Source organism: Sphingomonas sp. CBMAI 2297 (assembly GCF_029870595.1).
GTDB lineage: Bacteria > Pseudomonadota > Alphaproteobacteria > Sphingomonadales > Sphingomonadaceae > Sphingomonas.
In genome coordinates, this window is the sequence record NZ_JAPDIR010000001.1 from 379,540 (window position 1) to 397,204 (window position 17,665).

The following is a 17,665-nucleotide window of genomic DNA, read 5'->3' on the forward strand; positions in this document are numbered from 1 at the left end:
CGCGCGATGCCGCTCAGAGCCGGTGCTCGCCTTTCACCCAGCGGACCGTGCCGGAATGGGCCCGCATCACCACGCTCTCGGTGGTCATCTTGTTGGCGAAGCGCTTCACGCCCTCGAGCAGCGAGCCGTCGGTCACGCCCGTCGCGGCGAAGATGCAGTCGCCCTTGGCCAGCTCGGTAAGGTCGTAGATCTTGTCGAGATCCTCGATCCCCCATTTCCGGGCGCGCTGACGCTCATCGTCGTTGCGGAAGACCAGCCGGCCCTTGAACTGGCCGCCGACGCAGCGCAGCGCCGCGCAGGCGAGCACGCCCTCGGGGGCGCCGCCCTGGCCCATATAGACGTCGATCGTCGTCTCGGGGTCGGTGGTGGCGATCACGCCGGCCACGTCGCCGTCGCCGATCAGCACCACGCCGCAGCCGACCGCGCGCAGCTCGGCGATCAGCTTCTCGTGGCGCGGGCGATCGAGCACGCAGGCGATGATCTCGTGCGGCTGCACGCCCTTGGCGGCGGCGATCGCGTGCACATTCTCGGTCGCCGACCTGTTCAGGTCGATCACGCCCTCGGGATAGCCGGGGCCGACCGCGATCTTGTCCATATAGACATCGGGTGCGTTGAGCAGGCCGCCCTTCTCGGCCACCGCGAGCACCGCCAGCGCATTGGGGCCGGCCTTGGCGCAGATGGTGGTGCCTTCGAGCGGATCGAGTGCGATGTCGATCGCCGGGCCCTTGCCCTGCGCCGCGCCGACCTTCTCGCCGATATAGAGCATCGGGGCCTCGTCGCGCTCGCCCTCGCCGATCACGACGGTGCCGTCGAGATAGAGCTTGTTGAGCGCGTCGCGCATCGCCTCGACCGCGGCGGCATCGGCCGCCTTCTCGTCGCCGCGGCCGACCAGGGTGGAGGCGGCGATCGCCGCCGCTTCGGTCACGCGCACCATTTCGAGGACGAGGACGCGGTCGAGGGCGTGGCTGGCGGTCTGCGGCATGGGAATGGGATACCCCGGGTGATTGGACTTGCGGCGGCGATTAGGCAGCGCCGTGGCGCTTGTCGATTCCGCTAACGTTGTCAGCATGCGGCCATTCCCAATTCGGTCACAACTTGCCGCTAGTGAAACGAAATCCGGGGGCGGAGGACGTGCACATGCTGATGATCGCCCTGCTTCTGCTTGCCCAGAGCAATGACCCGTCGCCGGCGCAGGTGATGGAGGCCCACCGCCAGCGCTGGTCGGCCAATCCCGCATGCCGGCGCGCGCGCGACGAGAGCGAGATCGTCGTCTGCTCGCGGCGCGAGGCGGACAAATACCGGGTGCCGCTGACCACGACCTACAATGGACCCGATACCGACCAGGGGCGGCTCAACCGGCTGTTCGACGGGGCGGACGGGCGCGCGCCGTGCGGCGAGAGCGCGTTCCTGGTGCGCTGCGGCTTTGCGGGCGTGACGATGAGCGTCAGCGCGCGCGGAGCGCGCACCGTCCGCCGCGAACTGGCACCCTGAGAAATACCGAGGGAAACCGGCGCCGTGCCGCGCGTTGAGCGCGGTGACCCCCGTCGGAGACCCGGATGCTGCTGCTTGCCCTTGCCCTCGCCAATGCCCTGCCCGCCGCCGAACCGCCGCAGCATCGCCGGAAGGCCAGGGCGCGGGTGACGCGCGTCACCAGCATCCCCGCACGCGCCGCGCCGCAGCCGCGCAACCTCGCCATCGCGGTGCCGGCCGATCCCGCCAGGCGCTACCGCCTGCCGCTTCCCAGCACCGAAGTCACCGATGCGAAGCGCGACGCGGTGCGCAACACCGGCATGGCCTGCGGCACCACCGGCGCGCCGGTATGTCCGCAAAAGGGGCGGCAGGTGCTGAAGAGCAGCCTCGACTGAGCCGCGGCCGGCGCCGCCCGTTTCCGTCATTCCCGCGAAAGCGGGGGTTACGGTTACGGGAACATGAGTTCTCGTCCCAAGTTAAGAACCCAGGCAAGTATTTGATTTTCTGCCGTCATCCCGGCTCAAGGCCGGGGCGACGAAAGAAGAATAGGAGTCCTCGTCCTAGCCGGCGAGGATATGCATCCACATCGGCTCGCCCATCAGGCTCGCCGAGCCGCGCAGCTTGTCGAGCGCCTGCGATACCGCGCGCTCCGGCCCTTCATGGGTGACGATGGCGACGAGCACGCTGCCGTCGGGATTGGCGCCGCGCTGCATCAGGCTCTCGATCGAGACACCGGCGTCGCGCATCGCCGCGGCGATCTCGGCGAGCACGCCCACCTTGTCCGCCACGGTGAAGCGCACATAGGCGCGGCTGGTACGCTCGCCGGCATCGGCGGTGTCCTGTGCGGTGAGCGCCGCGGCGGGCATGGCATAGGGGTGGCCGAATTCGCCGCGGGCGATGTCGATCAGGTCGGCCACCACGGCGGATGCGGTCGGGCCGTCGCCGGCGCCCGCGCCCTGGAACAGCAGCCGGCCGACGAAATTCCCCTCCGCGACCACGGCGTTGGTCGAGCCGGTGACATGGGCGAGCGGGTGGCTGAGCGGCACGAGATGCGGATGCACGCGCTGGAACAGCCCGCCCGGGCCGGCATCGGCGATGCCGAGCAGGCGGACGCGGTAGCCGAGCGATGCGGCCTCGGCGATGTCCGCCGCGAGGATATGGCGCACGCCGGCGATCGCCACCCGGTCGAACGCCGGCTGCGTCCCGAAGGCGAGGCTGGCGAGGATCGAGAGCTTGTGCGCCGCATCGACGCCGTCGATGTCGAAGCTGGGGTCCGCTTCGGCATAGCCGAGGCGCTGCGCCTCGGCGAGGATGTCGGCGAAGTCGCGGCCTTCGGCCTCCATCTTGGACAGGATGAAATTGCAGGTGCCGTTGAGGATGCCATAGACGCGGGCGATCTCATTGGCGGCGGCGCCTTCGCGCAGCCCCTTGATCACCGGCACGCCGCCCGCCACCGCGGCTTCGAACTTGAGTGCCAGGCCGGCATCCTCGGCGGCGGCGGCGAGTTCCAGGCCGTGATGCGCGATCATCGCCTTGTTGGCGGTGACCAGGCTCTTGCCGCCGTTCAGCGCCGCGCGGGCAAGGGCGAGCGCGGGGCCGTCCGACCCGCCGACCAGCTCGACCACCACGTCCGCCCGGGGATGGCGCGCCAGCGCGGCGGTATCGTCGACCCAGTCGAAGCGCGTGATATCGACGCCGCGATCCTTGGCCCGGTCGCGGGCGGAGACGGCGACCACTTCGATCGGCCGGCCGGCGCGGCGGGCGATCAGCGCCGCATTCGCGTCGATCAGGCGGATCACGCCCGCGCCGACGGTGCCCAGGCCTGCAAGTGCGATACGAAGCGGTTCGGTCATTGTCTCTCTCACTCCCCTCCCTGCAAGGGAGGGGTCGGGGGTGGGTTGCGAGCGTAGCGAGCTTGATGCCCGATGCGAAAGCGACGGCCGGGCATCGAGCCCGTCCGCCGCTGACCCACCCCTAGCCCCTCCCTTTCAGGGAGGGGAAGCAAGATTTGCTTGTTACTTCTTGATCAGCCCGATCTCGACCAGCCGCTCGAACAGATAGTCGTGCGCGCTGATCGGCTCCGGATAGCGGTTCGGGCTGTCCGCGGTGATCGTCGACGGCAGCGTCTCGATCAGGAAGTCCGGCGCCGGGTGCAGGAAGAAGGGCATCGAGTAGCGCGGGGTGCCGCGGCGCTCGACCGGCGGATTGACCACGCGGTGGGTGGTCGAGGGCAGGTAATGGTTGGTCAGGCGCTGCAGCATGTCGCCGACATTGACCACCATCGCGCCTTCCGGCGGCTTGACCGGCAGCCAGCGGCCGTCCTTGTCGAGCAGCTCGAGGCCCGCTTCCTCGGCGCCGAGCAGCAGGGTGATCAGGTTGATGTCCTCATGCGCGCCGGCCCGCACTTCGGGCGCGTCGGCGGCGACGGGCGGATAATGGAGCAGGCGCAGCACGGAATTGCCGTCCCGCACCGCGCGATCGAACCAGTCGGGCTGGAGGCCGAGATAGCGGGCGATCGCCGAGAGCAGCCGGTCGCCCGCGTCGTCGAACGCCTGGAACAGCTCGAGGAACGTCTCCTTGAAGCCTTCGGGGCGATCCGGCCAGATGTTCGGCGCCATGTCGTTCTCGAAGCGGTGGCCCTTGGCCAGCTCGCGGCCGACATGCCAGAATTCCTTCAGGTCGACATATTGCGCGCCCTTGGCGATCTCGGTCTTGAACGGCGTGTAGCCGCGCGCGCCGCCGCCGCCTTCGACGAAATAGGCGCGCTTCTCGGCCTCGGGCAGGTCGAAGAACGCCTTGGTCATCGCCCAGGCGCGATCGATCAGTTCCTGCGGCACGCCATGATCGGCGACCATCGCGAAGCCGAAGCGCCGGAAGGACTGGCCGAACTTCTGTGCGAATCCATCGGGATCGTTCGCCTGTTCGGCCATCGAGACGAGGGGCACCTCGTCGAGAACAGTAGCCATTTATGAGTCTCCTTGGGCCCAGTTAGACCCGCCGGTGCCGGCGCGACAAGAGGTGCGCCGGCATGGCCCGGACTCGGGGCCGCGGGGACGACGGTGGAGAATGGCGGGGACGAGACGGCGCTTGCCGATTGAGCCTCGATCCTAGCTGCCGGCCATCTCCATGCGGCCCTTGACCTTCGCGCCGCCATCCGCGCTCAGGTCGAGCGTGAAGGTGCCGCCGTCCGAGGTGGCGCCGGCAAAGCCGTCCCCCTTCGCCGCGAACTTGAAGCCCTTCCTCGTGAAGCCGTCGCGGAACCAGTTCTGGACGGCGGCGAGCGAGGCGGGGCTGGTGAAGTCGATCAGCACCTTGCCCCCGTCCTTGCTCTTGCCCGGCTTGTCGCTGCCGGTGATGTGGAAGCCGGCGATCTCGGACTTGGGATAGAGCTTCACGCCGTCGAGATCGACGTCGTCGGCCTTCATCTTGATCTGCGGCACCCTGAAATTGCCCTGGAAGCCGTCGCCCTTGATCGAGACGGTGCCGTTCTCCATCCGGAAGCTGCCATTGTCGCCATCGTCCGACTTCACGTCGATCGTCACCGGGGTGCTCGTGCCGCCGTCACAGGCGGCGAGCGCGAGGGGAAGCAGCAGAAGGGGCAGACGACGCATCGGCGCTCTCCATTGGTGTATCGCAAAGGCAACACACTAACGGAAGCGCATGGCCGGCACAAGAAAGGCGTTGGCTTTGGGGGGTGACGCGCACGGCACGATGCGCCATTTGCGCCGACATGGAAGAGCCGCACCTCACAACGCAAGCGCAGAACAAGGCGCCGCTCGCGTTCGGCGAGTTCGTCAGCCTGGTCGCAGCCATGATGGCGCTCACCGCGCTCGGCATCGATTCGATGCTGCCCGCGCTGCCCGCGATCGGCGCGAGCCTGGGCGTCGATGCGCCCAATCATCGCCAATATGTCGTCACGGCGTTCCTGATCGGCTTCGCCTTCGCCCAGCTCGCCTATGGCCCGCTCTCGGACCGTTACGGGCGGCGGCCGGTGCTGGCGCTCGCGCTGGCCTCCTATGTGGTGACGAGCGCGGTGGCGGCGCTCTCGGGCAGCTTCCTGCTGCTGCTGGTCGCCCGCGCGGCGATGGGCGCGTCGGCGGCGGGCGCGCGCGTCGTCTCGGTGGCGCTGGTGCGCGACTGTTTCGCCGGCCGGGCAATGGCGCGGGTGATGAGCCTGGCCTTCATCGTCTTCATGGCCGCGCCGATCGTCGCGCCGAGCCTGGGGCAGCTGATTCTCTATGCCGGGTCGTGGCGGCTGATCTTCTGGGCCGTCGCCGCGCTCGCGTGCCTGGTGGTGCTGTGGTTCTGGCTGCGCATGCCCGAGACGCTGGGGCAGGAGGGGCGGCTGTCGCTCAGCCCGGCGCGGGTGCTCGCCGATTACGGCCTGATGCTGCGCGATCGCCAGGCAGTGGGCTATACGATCGGCATCATGCTGCTGTCGGGCGGCATGTTCGGCTTTATCGGCTCGGTGCAGCAGGTGATGGACGACGTGTTCCACGCGCCCGAGCTGCTGGCGGTCGTCTTCCCCTGTGTCGCCTCCACCATGGCGCTGGGCTCGTTCCTCAATTCGCGCCTGGTGATGCGGATGGGCATGCGCCGCATCTCGCACACGGCGCTCTCCGGCATGATCGTCTTTGCCGCGATCCACCTCGCCGTGGCCTGGAGCGGATTCGAATCGATCTGGAGCTTCACGCTGCTCCAGGCGCTGATGATGGGATGCGTGGGCCTTTCCACGTCCAACTTCTCGGCGATGGCGATGGAGCGGATGGGCGAGATCGCCGGCACCGCCTCGAGCCTGCAGGGCTTCGTCACCACGCTCGGCTCGGCGCTGATCGGCGCGGCGATCGGCCAGGCGTTCGACGGCACCACCGTGCCGCTCTACACCGGATTCCTGCTTATGGGCCTCATCGCTTTCGTGGTAGTTGCCGTGACCGAGCGCGGACGCATGTTCCGCCCCAGCTAGGGAACGCTCGGGCACGATCGCCGTTCGCACTGGGAAGGGTCCGCCGCGGTGGCGGGCGCCGTGAAGCGAGGACGAGGGATGGGTGGCTATCAGGTTCCGGGGCGCGGCCCAGGCGATGACGGGTTCGACGAAGAGGGCTATGACGAAAGCCAGCGCGCCGAGATCCTCGAGGCGACCACCGACGGCCCGAGCGACGGCAATGTCCTGACCGACATGGCACCCGATCTCGGCGCCGACGCCGATGACGACGAAGACGATCTGCGCATGGTCGACGACGAGATCGGCGAGGAGGACGAGGAGGGCGGCCAGCGCCCGCGCGCCATCTCCGAGGACGAGATCCAGGACGGGTTCGATGAAGACGAGCTGGCGGACGACGATGATCTGGACGATGCCGATGGGGACGCGCTCGAGCCCTGAGCGCCGCTATTGACGTTGCGCCCGGGGCGGCGGAACATGCCGCCCCATGGCCAGCGATCCTCGGGTAGACGCCTATATCGAGAGCCGCGCCGCGTTCGCGCGGCCGATCCTGCAATGGATTCGCGCGCGCTTCCACGCCGCGCTGCCCGAAGTGGAGGAGACGATCAAATGGTCGCACCCCTTCTTCACGCTCGGCGGCCGGCCCTTCGCCAACATGGCCGCGTTCAAGGCGCATGCCAGCTTCGGCTTCTGGAACCGGCAGGACAATGAAACCGGCAGGGAAGGCGAGGCGATGGGCCAGTTCGGCCGCATCGAATCGCTGGACGACCTGCCTGGCGCGGCGGAAGTCGAGCGGCTGATTCGCGAGGCGGCGGCGCTGGCGGCCGAAGCGAAGCCCGCCCGGCCGCGCGCCGCGCCCAAGGGCGAGGCGGCGGTGCCGCCCGAACTGGCCGAGGCGCTGGCGGCCGACGATGCCGCCGCGGCCGCCTTCGATGCTTTTCCACCGAGCTGCCGCCGCGAGTATTGCGAGTGGATCGCCGAGGCCAAGCGGCCGGAGACCAGGGCCAAGCGCGTCGCCGAGGCGGTCGCCTGGATGCGCGAGGGGAAGCGGCGGAACTGGAAGTACGAGAATTGCTGAGGGGCTGACGTCCCGCTCCCCTTCGGCCCCTATCCCCTTGGGACAAGGCGTGCCCAATGGCCGTCATCCCCGTGAAGGCGGGAATGACGGAGGGATACTTGCTTCAGCGAGATACGTGCCCGCCTTCAGGGGGGGATAGCGGAGAGGGAGTCGGGCATTGCCATCCGCATTTCCCTATGTGATGTTACATCATCATAACGAGGAGAGGTGCCATGATCCGTGCCGTCCGTGCTCGCCGCATTCCCGATACCGCCCCGATCGGCGCGATCAACATCACCCCGTTGATCGACGTGATGCTGGTGCTGCTCGTCGTGATCATCATCGCCATCCCGATCGCCTCGCACAAGGTGCCGGTCGATCTGCCTTCGGGCCGGATCCCGGTCGCCGATCCGTTGCCGCCTTCCGTCCTCGCGATCGACCGGCAGGGCGCGCTCCATTGGAACGGCGTGGCGCTGCCCGACGCGGCGCTGCCCGAGCGGCTGGCGGCGCTGCAGAAATCGGGCGCAGTCCTCCATCTGCAGACCGATCCCGAGGCACGCTACGACCGGTTCGACGGGATTCTCGCCACCGTGAAGCGCGCGGGCATCACCAGGCTCGGCTTTGTCGGCAACCGGCCGCTCGAAGACTAGGCTGGCGGAACGGGCGCATCGGGCTATTCGTTACGTTTCCGGACGAAAGAGGAATCCCGATGCGCCTGACCCTGACTGCCCTGCTCGCGCTCGGCGCCTGCTCCAGCCCGCAGCCCGCCGCCGAACGCAACGTCGTGCAGGCGGAGGCCACCAACATCACCGACGACGCCTCGCCCGCGCCGGTCGACAAGGCGCCGGTCGCCGACGATCGCGCCGCCGTGCGCTTCCGCTGCATGGACGGCGTGCGCATCGTCGCGCGCTTCGATACGGAAAAGGACACCGCGACCGTCACCCGCGACGGGCGGACGCTCGTGCTGCCGCAGCAGCGCATGGCCTCCGGCGTCCGCTATTCGGACGGGAGCACGACCTTCGAGGGCAAGGGCGACGCCATGTCGTTCGAAGCGCCCGGCCGGCCGCCGATCGCCTGCACGGTCATCCGTTGACGAAATTCTCGAGCACCGCCAGGTCGCTGTTGCTGACGTTCGTGCCGGTCGCGTCCTCGATCATGGCGGCGGCCTGATGGCTCTCCTTGTCGCCGAAGCCGATGAAGGTGATGGCGGTGAAGATCACGCCCGCGGCCCAGAGCAAGGCGGCCCAGCGGCTGCGGAAGATCCGGGAGGGATGGCGCGGGATCATGATGCCGGGCTAGCAGCGCGCGGTGAAGACCGCGCTTCCGAGATTGGTTAAGCTGGAAGGACGCATGGCGAGCTATACCGCGACGATCACGGCCGGTTCCCAGGACATCGACGAGCTCGGGCACGTCAACAATGCGGTGTGGGTGAAGTGGATCCAGGACGTGGCGGTGGCGCATTGGCATGCGGTTGCCGCGCCCGCGCACCGGGACGCCTATATCTGGGTCGTGACCCGGCACGAGATCGACTATCGCGGCAACGTGACCGAAGGCGAGACGGTCACCGTCGAGACCTGGGTCGCCGAGCCGCCGCGCGGCGCGCGCTTCGACCGGCACATGAAGTTCACCGGCGCGGACGGGAAGGTCCGCGTCGAGGCCCGGACGACCTGGGCGATCCTCGACCGCGCGACTCAGCGCCTGATCCGCGTGCCGGCGGAAGTGGCGGCGCCGTTCCTCGAATAACCGTCATCCCGGCGAAAGCCGGGACCTCGGGCGAAGGCGCGGGACGAGAGCCGCGCGAGACCCCGGCTTTCGCCGGAGTGACGGAAACTACCCGCTGTTCCTGAGCGCCGTCGCGATCGCGTTGATCGAGAGCAGGATGCCCTCGCCGATCCGGGGGTCGTCCTCGCCCGCGCGGTGGCGCTTGAGCAGCTCGATCTGCAGCAGGTTCAGCGGCTCGATATAGGGCAGGCGCAGGCGGATCGACGTCTCCAGCCCCGGATGCTTCTCCAGCAGCCGCGTCTGCCGGGTCGCCTGGAGCAGCCCGTCATGCGTCTTCTGCCACCCCTCGCGGATCCGGCCGAAGATCGCGTCGCGCAGGCCGGGATCCTCGACCAGCGCGGCATAATGGGCGGCGATCTCCATGTCCGACTTGGCCAGCACCTGCTCCATGTTCGCCAGGGTCGAGGCGAAGAGCGGCCAGGCCGTCGCCATCTCGCGCAGCAGGCCCTTGTCCGCGAACGCTTCCAGCGCCTGGCCCACGCCGTACCAGCCCGGCAGCATGATCCGCGCCTGCGCCCAGCTGAACACCCAGGGGATGGCGCGCAGGTCCTCGATTGCGTCGGACTGTTTCCGGCTCGCCGGGCGCGAGCCGATCTTCAGGCCGGCGATCTCGGCGATCGGCGTCGCCTGGCGGAAGAAGCCGCGAAAGCCCTCGGTCTCGTAGACCAGTCCGCGATAGGCCCTGAACGCGCTGTCCGAGAGCTGGTCCATCGCCGCGGCGAAGCGCGCCGCATCGGCCTTGCCCAGCTTCTCGGGCTCGAGGCTGGCGAGCAGCGTGGCGGAAGCCATCGCCTCGAGGTTGGTGCGCGCGCTCTCGCGCGTGCCGTATTTCGCGGCGATGATCTCGCCCTGCTCGGTCACGCGGATGCGGCCCTGCACCGTGCCCTTGGGCTGGGCGAGGATCGCCGCGAAGCTCGAGCCGCCGCCGCGCCCCACCGCGCCGCCGCGGCCATGGAACAGCTGCATGCCCAGGCCCGCCTTCTCGAACACCGGCTTCAGCGCCGTCGAGCCGCGCGAAAGCTGCCAGGTCGAGGTGAGGTAGCCGCCGTCCTTGTTCGAATCGGAATAGCCGATCATCACTTCCTGATGCCCGCGCTTCGCCGCGATCGCCGCGACTTCGGGCAGGCCGAGCCAGGCTTGCATGATCGCCGGCGCGCCCTCGAGATCGCCGATCGTCTCGAACAGCGGGATCGCCATGATGTGCGCCTGGGGCACGTCGCCCGGGATGTAGAGCCCTGCTTCCTTCAGCAGGATGTGCACCTCGAGCAGGTCCGACACCGATTGCGACATCGAGACGATGTAATGGGTGATGCACTGGCGCCCATATCGGGCATGGGCCTGGGCCGCGGCGCGGACGATGGCGAGCTCGGACGCCGTCTCTTCCGAATATTCGGCATAGGGGCTGGTGAGCGGGCGGGCGCTGGCCAGTTCCCTGCGGAGGATCTCGACGCGCTTCTCTTCGGGGAGCGACGCATAATCCCCGGTCACGCCGCCCGCCTTGAGCAGCTCGGCGATCACGCGCTCGTGCACCGCGCTGTTCTGGCGCATGTCGAGCGTGGCGAGGTGGAAGCCGAACGTCTCCACCGCGCGAATCAGCCGGCCCAGCGCGCCGCCGGTGGCCAATGGCCCATCGCCTTCGTCCGCCAGCGCATGGGCGATCGTCACCAGCTCCTCGCGGAACTCGCCCGGATTGGCATAGGGCCCGGCGGCGAGCGCGGCGGGGCGCGGCGGCGCCTTGCCCGTCAGCTTCTGATGGGTGGCGGCGAGCCGGGCATAGATGCCGGTGATCGCGCGGCGATAGGGCTCGTCGGCGCGGCTCCTGGCCTCGTCGTGGCTGGCCTCGGCGAGCTTGAGCAGCGCTTCGCTGACCTGGACATGCTCGGTCGAGATCGAGAGCTCGGCACCCAGCGCATGGACCGCATCGAGATAATAGCCGAGCACCGCCTCGGCGGCGCGGGCGAGCGCGAACTGCAGCGAATCGGCGGTCACGAACGGATTGCCGTCGCGGTCGCCGCCGATCCAGCTGCCGGGGCGCAGGAAGGACGGCGCGCGGCCGCCCAGCGCCCGGTCCCAGCGGGCATAGAGCGCCGGGAGGACGGGCAGGAAGATGTCGCGCAGATAGGAGAGCGCGGTCTCCACCTCGTCGGCTACGCCCAGCTTCTCGCGGCGCAGCACCCGGGTCTGCCAGAGCAGGGCGATCTGGCGCAGGATCGCTTCCTCCACCTGGTCGCCATCCTCGGTCTCGGCCACGCCGCGATCGCGCAGCAGCATCAGCTCGGCGATACGGTTCTTGTGGTCGATCATCGACTTGCGGCGCACTTCGGTGGGGTGCGCGGTGAGCACCGGGGCGACCAGCGCCTGGTCGAGCAGCGCCATCACCGCTTCGCGGCCGATGCCCTCGCCCTCCAGCCGCCGCAGCGCCGAGGCGATGTCGGCGTCCTTCTCGGTCTCGACGCCCTGGCGATCCTCGGCCAGGTTGGCGAGCATCGAGAAGAGCATGAAGCCGCGCGTGAAATCGAGCGTCTCGTCCAGCGTCAGCCGGTCGAGCCCGCGATCCACCGCGCCGGCCCCGGCGACGCCGCGGGCGCGATCGACCGAGGTGGAGCGGATATATTCGATGCGCTTGAACAGCTCCTCGCCGCCATAGGCACGGATTACGTTGCCGAGGAGCCGACCGAGGAAGCGAACATCCTCGTTATTTGCGATCGCGAGGCTAGCCATGGGGCGCGTTGCTGCACTGCGAAATGTTACGGGGTCAATGCGAAAGCGCTTGGGGGCGCGTTTAGTTTCGCTTTCCGGCTCAGCGCGTGGTGACTTCGTCGTCTTCCAGCCATCCGGCGACGCCGGGATCGTTCTCGATCAGCGCTTCCGGCGCGGCGGCGGCGGGCCGCGCGAGATCGCTGCCCAGGCCGAGCGAATCGGGAATCACCACCAGGGTGGTGCCGGGCCCCACCACGCCGGCGAGCGCGCGGCGGAAGGGATCGCTGCCCTGGAAACGCCCGGCGTCCGGCGCGGCGAGGCCGGCGGCGGCGCGGCCTTCGCCCGGCAGCGCCAGCCTTTGCCAGCGATAGTCGCCAGCGACGACGTCCTGCAGCACATAGGCCTGGACCCGGTCGATCACCCCGTCGAACGCCACCGGGGCCGAGCCGATCTCGACGCCGCCGCGCAGCACCACCATCCGCCGGTCGGCACCGCTCACCACGATCGATACCGGGCCGGAGCGCGCAAGCTCGGGCCGCCACACCGCCGGGCCTGCGGGGAGGGCGGGCGACACCGGATCCGTGCCGATGCGCAGCGCCGGGGCCTGGTTGGTGACGATCACGGTCATGCCGAGATCGGTCTGCTCGAACAGCAGCCGGGCGAATTCGTGCGGCAGGCGGATGCAGCCATGCGAGGCCGGATAGCCCGGCAGGTTCCCGGCATGAAGGGCGATGCCGTACCAGGTGAGGCGCTGCATGAAGGGCATCGGCGCGTTCGAATATTTGCTCGAACGGTGCCATTTCGCCTTTTGCAGGATGGTGAAGACGCCGGTGGGGGTGCGATGGCCGGCCTTGCCCGTCGAGATGGTGGAGACGGCGATCGGCACGCCGTTGCGATAGGCGACCACGCGCTGGGTGGCGATGTTCACCACCACCAGCATCGGGCCGGCGGGAGCGATCTCGGGCACCCAGATATACTGGCCGGGCCTCAGCCGCTCGACCGAGGCCATCACGGTGCCGTCGTTGATCGGCTGCATCTGGGCGGCGCCCGCGGTGGCGAGCAGGCCGGTGGCGATGGCGAGGGACAGCGTTTTTATTCGCTTCGATCGGAGCAAGACTCACCCCATGCGATGACGTCATGACATCCTATCAGCGTGATGCCCCCGCGAAAACGGGCGGTTGCGGGAAAGCTGTTAGTCCCTAGCTTGGAAGCCATGAACCCTGCCGACGGCATCGCGAAAAGGCTGCGTGGCGCGCTGATCGGCCAGGTGCGCGCCGTGTTCAACGATCAGGCCCGGGGCGAGAAGCCGGTCCAGCGCAAGCCCGAGGAGAGCCTGTTCGGGGCCCGATCGGTGGTGTGGCGCGTGCATGGCGACGTCACCACCATGATGGTGGGCGGGGTCGCGGCGCTGCTGCTCCAGATGCTCCACCCGGCAGTGCTGGCGGGGGTGTGGGACCATTCCGCCTTTCGCGGCGACATGCTGGGGCGGCTGCGGCGCACGGCGCGGTTCATCGCGGTGACCACCTATGGCTCGGCCGAGGAGGCGGGCGCGGCGATCGCCAGGGTGCGCGAGGTGCACACCCGGGTGAAGGGCGTGCTGCCCGACGGCACGCCCTATGCCGCCGACGATCCGCGCCTGCTCGCCTGGGTGCATGTGACCGAGGCGGTGAGCTTCCTCGATGCCTGGATGCGCTATGCCGAACCGGGCATGCCGATGGCCGACCAGGACAGGTATTTCGCCGATTTCGCGCGGATCGCCGAGGCGCTGGGTACCGACCCGATCCCGCGCAGCCGGGCGGAGGCGGATGCGCTGATCGCGGCGATGCGCCCCGAGCTGCTGGTCGATGCGCGCACGCGCGAAGTGGCGCGCATGGTGCTCGACCAGCCGGCGCCCAGCCTGGCGGTAGCGCCGGTGCAGGCGCTCACCTTCGGCGCGGCGGTGGACCTGCTGCCCGGCTGGGCGCGGACGATGCACGGGCTTTCCGGCGCGGGCCTGGCGACGCCCGCGCTGCGCATCGGCACGCGCGGCGTGGCGCGTACGCTGCGCTGGGCGTTTCGTTAGTCCTGGCCGGCTTCGGCCTCTTCCGCTTCCGCCAGCGCGAGCGACACGGTGCCCCGGCCCCGGCGGGCAAGGCCGATCTCGTTCGCGGCCGCGCGGGAAATGTCGATCAGCCGGCCCTTGTCCCAGGGGCCGCGGTCGTTGATCCGCACGACCACGCTGCGCCCGCTGCCGATATCGGTGACGCGCACGCGCGTGCCGAACGGCAGGCTGCGGTGCGCGGCGGTGAAGTCGCTGGGGTCATAGGCTTCGCCGCTTGCGGTGCGCCTGCCGGCGAAACGATCGGCATAATAGCTGGCCTCGCCGGTGGCGATCGCGGCGGCGGGCGCCAGGCCGGGCGCGTTCGCATGGGAAATCGCGCAGGGCGAAAGCAGCATTGCCGCAACGGCAAATGCCATCCCCCGCTCGAACCTTGCCCCCATTTGACTCGCCTCGTCTTGCCCGGGAGGAGGCCTGCCGCCGATCGCCGGACAAATCCACCGCGCCGGGTCGATACTGCGCCATATCGTGGTTGGGCGGCGACGAGCCGCTCAGGCCGCGTCGAAGGCCAGCGTGTAGGTATAGCTGCGATAGGGGGTTTCCGACCCGGCTGGCGCCGCCGTGCGGTGGCGGACCAGGACCAGGTAGAGGCCGGCATCGCCGGGGCGCAGGGTGAAATTGCCCTGCGCGTCCGACCGGGCCGTCGCGGCGATCTTCCTGCCGTCATAATTGCCCGCGGCGCGGAACAGCGTGACTTCGGTGTCGGCGAGGGGCTTGCCGTCGAACAGCAGGCGGAACCTGGCGTCGCTGCCCGCGGCGATCTCCGCGGGATGGGTGAGCGGCTGGATCTCCAGCGCCGTGCCGATCGGCCGCAACGCCCCGGCGCTCGCCGCGCCGCGGGTGACATAGGCTTCGGCCAGCGTGGTGCTCTGCACATCGACTTCGCGCGCGCCGGCGGGCGCGGCGCCGTCCTCGCCGGCGATGATCCACTTGCCGCCCGCCTGATACATCTTGCCCTTGCGGCCGAGCCGCTGGCCGGTGGTGAGGCGATAGGTGCCCTCGGCCGGGAGATCGGCCTCGAAGATGGTGAGGTCGCGCAGATAGGTCGGCTTGCCGACCTCGCCGCGCGTGCCGTCGGGCCGGATCAGGTGGAACGGCGCGTCCTTCATGCCTATCTCCGGCACGAACGCGTCCTCGCCGAACGAAGTGGTGACGGTGACGTGGTCGCCCTTGCCGACATCGAACAGCGTCGGGAGCAGATAGGGCATGTGCGCCTGGGCCGCACTGCCCAGCACCAGCGCACCGAGCGCGCCCAGCAGCATGAGTTTGGCAAATCGCATGGCGGCCCCCGTTCGAATGCTATGGAGCCGCGTTAGAGTTGATGCTATTAACTTGCAATAGCAGATATTCGCGGAGCCTTGCGGATCCGGTAGCGCCAGGCCGCGATGCCGCCATAGAGCAGCGTGAGCAGGGCAAGGTTGAGGAGCTCGGCCCCTTGCTCGGCCAGCGTCGCGCCCATCTGGTTGATGCCGACCATCAGGCGGATGCCCGGCGTAGTCGGCAGCAGGCGGGCGATAAGGGTCAGCCAATGCGGCGTCGCCTCGGCCGGCCAGGACAGGCCGGAAAGGAAGAAGATCGGGACGGAAGTGACGATCCAGAGCTGGATCGGCCGCTCCCGCGTGCGGAAGAAGCTGCCGAGCGCCAGGGCTCCCGCCACCGTCGCCGCGACGAACAGGGCGGCGGAGACGAGCAGCGCGGCCGGATCGGCCTGCGCGCGCGGATAGTCCTGGAACCAGAAGACGAAGCCGGTGAACCAGGCGATGTTCGCGCAGCCGATGACGAAGAAGGCCAGCGCGATGCCGAGCAGGCCGGCTGGGGCAATGCCCTGCTTGCCCTGCTGCTCGCGCATCGTCGCGGCGAGCATGGCGAGGCCGATGAGCAGCGTCTGCTGGATGATCAGAAAGGCGACGCCGGGGAAGATCGTGCTGCCATAGCCTTCGCGGGTGTTGAACAGCGGGCGCTGGATCATCGCGAGCGGGGGCGGCGCGGGCGCGCCCTGCGCCATGGCCTGGTCGATCGCGGCGTCGCGCCCGGCCGCGCCCAGCGCCGCGCCGACGCCGGCCAATGCGGTCGATGTGCGCAGGAGATAGGCGCCGTTGCCGTAGAGCGCGACCACGCCCTGGCCGCCGGAAAGGATGCGCCGCTCGAAGCCCGCGGGGATCACGATGATGGCGCTCACCCGCCGTTCCTGGAGCAGGCGCAGCGCCGCGGCGGGGGAGGGCGGGCGCGCGACCAGCTCGGCCTGCTGCACCGCGCCGAGCCGGTTCTCCAGCGCGCGGCTGGTGCCGCTATGGTCCATGTCGACCACCGCGATCGGCATCCGCACCGGCACTTCGCCCGAATAGGCCGAGGGATAGAAAAAGGCGTAGAGGATGCAGGATCCGATCAGCAGCATCAGCGCCGAGCTGTCGGCGAAGATCGCGCGGAAGGTGGCGACGAAGGCGCGGCCGATCATCGCCGGCCCCAGCTTTCCGGCCGCCGCGCCGCCGCCAGGTAGCGCGGCAGCCCGATGCCGCCGCCGACCAGCAGGAAGGCGAGCATCGCCAGCAGCTGCCATAGCGACTGGGCGGCGGGGGCGCCCATGATCCATTGCTCGGCCAGCAGCTTGGCGAAGGCCGAATAGGGCAGCAGCGCGCTCCACAGCCGCGCAAAGCCGGACGCCGATTCGATCGGGAAGATCGCGCCGGCAAAGGCGAAGGACGCGCCGGCATAGAGCCCGGCGACCGACAGCGCCTTGCCCATGGTCAGCGTCAGCCCGACGACCAGCAGCGTCACGCCGACATAGGCGAGGTACATGGCGACATAGCCGGCGAGCAGCATCGCCACGCTCCCCGCCACCGGCCAGCCGCGCAGCCCGGCGACATAGCCGATCGCCAGCAGCCCCCAGCCGGTGAAGATCGCGAGATAGGGCGCGAGCTTGCCCGCCACGGCGGCGGCCGCGCGCTGGGGGGGCTCGCCGCCGATCCATTCGCCGATCGTGCCGTCGCGCAGCTCGCGGCCGAGCGCGCTGGCCACCGCGACCATGAAGATCAGGTGGAGCAGCGCGGGATGGATCAGCGCGACCAGCTGCAGCTCATAGCTGCCCTGCGGATTGAACAGCACCGCGCTCTGCACCGCGACCGGCGGGCGCCGGACCTTGCCGGGTCCCAGCGTGGCGGCGGTCTGGGTGGCGGCGAGCGTCGCGGCCAGGCTCTGCACGACATTGCCCGTCTCGCGCAGCGCCGCGCCCGACGCAGTGGAATAGCTGGCATTGTAGAAAGTGGTGATGCTGGCGGTGGCGCCGCGCAGCACCGCGCGCTCGCTGCCCGCCGGGATCAGCACCACGGCATAGGCGCGGTTCGAGCGCACCAGCCGCTCCGCCGCGCGCATGTCCCCCGGCCGCGCCGCGACCCGCAGGCCCGGCGCCGCGTCCAGCCGCCGGGTCAGCTCGCGCGAGACGGCGCTGTCGTCCTGGTCGACCACCGCGATCGGCAGGCCGTGCATCACGCCCGACGACAGCTGGACCGCCACCACCGCCATCAGCAGCAGCGGCACCCATGAGACCAGCGCGAGATCCCAGAAATTCGAGGCCAGGAACCGCGCCTCCCGCCGCAGCGCGCTGCCGAAGGCGCCCGCCATG

Annotated in this window: 20 protein-coding genes; 9 read left to right on the forward strand and 11 right to left on the reverse strand. The window is 69.5% G+C overall.

The features are described 5' to 3' along the window. Positions 1-13: 13 nt before the first annotated feature. Positions 14-982, reverse strand: coding sequence for a class II fructose-bisphosphatase (gene glpX, locus OMP43_RS01945; RefSeq protein ID WP_280278092.1), 969 nt, complete (start codon positions 980-982; stop codon positions 14-16). 155 nt (positions 983-1,137) lie between these two features. Between glpX and OMP43_RS01950 the strand changes: the two genes are divergently transcribed. Continuing rightward, complete coding sequence (locus tag OMP43_RS01950; protein ID WP_280277866.1) at positions 1,138-1,491, forward strand: hypothetical protein; 354 nt, start codon at positions 1,138-1,140, stop codon at positions 1,489-1,491. A 65-nt stretch (positions 1,492-1,556) separates the two neighbouring features. Further along, entirely contained in the window at positions 1,557-1,865 is a 309-nt protein-coding gene (locus tag OMP43_RS01955) for a hypothetical protein (protein ID WP_280277867.1), read from the forward strand. A gap of 165 nt (positions 1,866-2,030) precedes the next feature. Here the strand turns inward: OMP43_RS01955 and OMP43_RS01960 are convergent, their stop codons facing one another. The 3 genes from OMP43_RS01960 to OMP43_RS01970 form a co-directional block, all read right to left on the reverse strand. Continuing rightward, complete coding sequence (locus tag OMP43_RS01960; protein WP_280277869.1) at positions 2,031-3,323, reverse strand: homoserine dehydrogenase; 1,293 nt, start codon at positions 3,321-3,323, stop codon at positions 2,031-2,033. A gap of 162 nt (positions 3,324-3,485) precedes the next feature. Then, a complete protein-coding gene (locus OMP43_RS01965) occupies positions 3,486-4,436 on the reverse strand; it encodes a 2-oxoglutarate and iron-dependent oxygenase domain-containing protein (RefSeq protein ID WP_280277871.1) in 951 nt (316 codons plus the stop codon). A 141-nt stretch (positions 4,437-4,577) separates the two neighbouring features. After that, positions 4,578-5,081, reverse strand: coding sequence for a hypothetical protein (locus tag OMP43_RS01970; protein WP_280277873.1), 504 nt, complete (start codon positions 5,079-5,081; stop codon positions 4,578-4,580). Between the two features lie 119 nt (positions 5,082-5,200). On the opposite strand from OMP43_RS01970, the gene OMP43_RS01975 reads away from it, so the two are divergent. From OMP43_RS01975 to OMP43_RS01995, 5 genes are all read left to right on the forward strand, one after another. Continuing rightward, positions 5,201-6,433 carry a multidrug effflux MFS transporter gene (locus OMP43_RS01975; RefSeq protein WP_280277875.1) on the forward strand — a complete coding sequence of 411 codons (1,233 nt, stop codon included), beginning with the start codon at positions 5,201-5,203 and terminating at the stop codon, positions 6,431-6,433. A gap of 60 nt (positions 6,434-6,493) precedes the next feature. Continuing rightward, entirely contained in the window at positions 6,494-6,850 is a 357-nt protein-coding gene (locus OMP43_RS01980; RefSeq protein ID WP_348538584.1) for a DNA primase, read from the forward strand. A 46-nt stretch (positions 6,851-6,896) separates the two neighbouring features. Next, on the forward strand, positions 6,897-7,487 hold the full coding sequence (locus OMP43_RS01985; protein WP_280277876.1) for a YdeI/OmpD-associated family protein: 591 nt from the start codon (positions 6,897-6,899) through the stop codon (positions 7,485-7,487). Positions 7,488-7,699: 212 nt separating this feature from the next. After that, positions 7,700-8,116: a biopolymer transporter ExbD gene (locus OMP43_RS01990; protein WP_280277878.1), complete on the forward strand. Its 417-nt coding sequence runs from the start codon at positions 7,700-7,702 to the stop codon at positions 8,114-8,116. Between the two features lie 59 nt (positions 8,117-8,175). Continuing rightward, on the forward strand, positions 8,176-8,559 hold the full coding sequence (locus OMP43_RS01995; RefSeq protein ID WP_280277880.1) for an MliC family protein: 384 nt from the start codon (positions 8,176-8,178) through the stop codon (positions 8,557-8,559). Here the strand turns inward: OMP43_RS01995 and OMP43_RS02000 are convergent. Continuing rightward, positions 8,549-8,752, reverse strand: coding sequence for a hypothetical protein (locus OMP43_RS02000; protein WP_280277881.1), 204 nt, complete (start codon positions 8,750-8,752; stop codon positions 8,549-8,551). The genes OMP43_RS01995 and OMP43_RS02000 overlap by 11 nt on opposite strands. Before the next feature lie 64 nt (positions 8,753-8,816). On the opposite strand from OMP43_RS02000, the gene OMP43_RS02005 reads away from it, so the two are divergent. Further along, the gene (locus OMP43_RS02005) at positions 8,817-9,209 is read left to right on the forward strand and encodes an acyl-CoA thioesterase (RefSeq protein WP_280277882.1); all 393 of its coding nucleotides are present in this window, start codon (positions 8,817-8,819) and stop codon (positions 9,207-9,209) included. Between the two features lie 87 nt (positions 9,210-9,296). Here OMP43_RS02005 and ppc read toward each other — a convergent pair whose 3' ends face one another. Together ppc and OMP43_RS02015 are read right to left on the reverse strand one after the other, a co-directional pair. Next, positions 9,297-11,969, reverse strand: a complete 2,673-nt coding sequence (ppc, locus tag OMP43_RS02010; RefSeq protein ID WP_280277884.1) for a phosphoenolpyruvate carboxylase — start codon at positions 11,967-11,969, stop codon at positions 9,297-9,299. Positions 11,970-12,048: 79 nt separating this feature from the next. Beyond that, positions 12,049-13,062: a L,D-transpeptidase gene (locus tag OMP43_RS02015; RefSeq protein ID WP_280277885.1), complete on the reverse strand. Its 1,014-nt coding sequence runs from the start codon at positions 13,060-13,062 to the stop codon at positions 12,049-12,051. A 99-nt stretch (positions 13,063-13,161) separates the two neighbouring features. On the opposite strand from OMP43_RS02015, the gene OMP43_RS02020 reads away from it, so the two are divergent. Continuing rightward, on the forward strand, positions 13,162-14,010 hold the full coding sequence (locus tag OMP43_RS02020) for an oxygenase MpaB family protein (RefSeq protein WP_280277887.1): 849 nt from the start codon (positions 13,162-13,164) through the stop codon (positions 14,008-14,010). Here the strand turns inward: OMP43_RS02020 and OMP43_RS02025 are convergent. The 4 genes from OMP43_RS02025 to OMP43_RS02040 form a co-directional block, all read right to left on the reverse strand. Further along, positions 14,007-14,405, reverse strand: a complete 399-nt coding sequence (locus OMP43_RS02025) for a septal ring lytic transglycosylase RlpA family protein (RefSeq protein WP_280277889.1) — start codon at positions 14,403-14,405, stop codon at positions 14,007-14,009. The genes OMP43_RS02020 and OMP43_RS02025 overlap by 4 nt on opposite strands. A gap of 132 nt (positions 14,406-14,537) precedes the next feature. Beyond that, on the reverse strand, positions 14,538-15,326 hold the full coding sequence (locus tag OMP43_RS02030; RefSeq protein WP_280277890.1) for a DUF4198 domain-containing protein: 789 nt from the start codon (positions 15,324-15,326) through the stop codon (positions 14,538-14,540). Between the two features lie 47 nt (positions 15,327-15,373). Further along, positions 15,374-16,501, reverse strand: a complete 1,128-nt coding sequence (locus OMP43_RS02035; protein WP_280277891.1) for an ABC transporter permease — start codon at positions 16,499-16,501, stop codon at positions 15,374-15,376. Then, positions 16,498-17,664, reverse strand: coding sequence for an ABC transporter permease (locus tag OMP43_RS02040; protein WP_280277892.1), 1,167 nt, complete (start codon positions 17,662-17,664; stop codon positions 16,498-16,500). Before OMP43_RS02040 ends, OMP43_RS02035 begins: the two co-directional genes overlap by 4 nt. Position 17,665 lies beyond the last annotated feature (1 nt).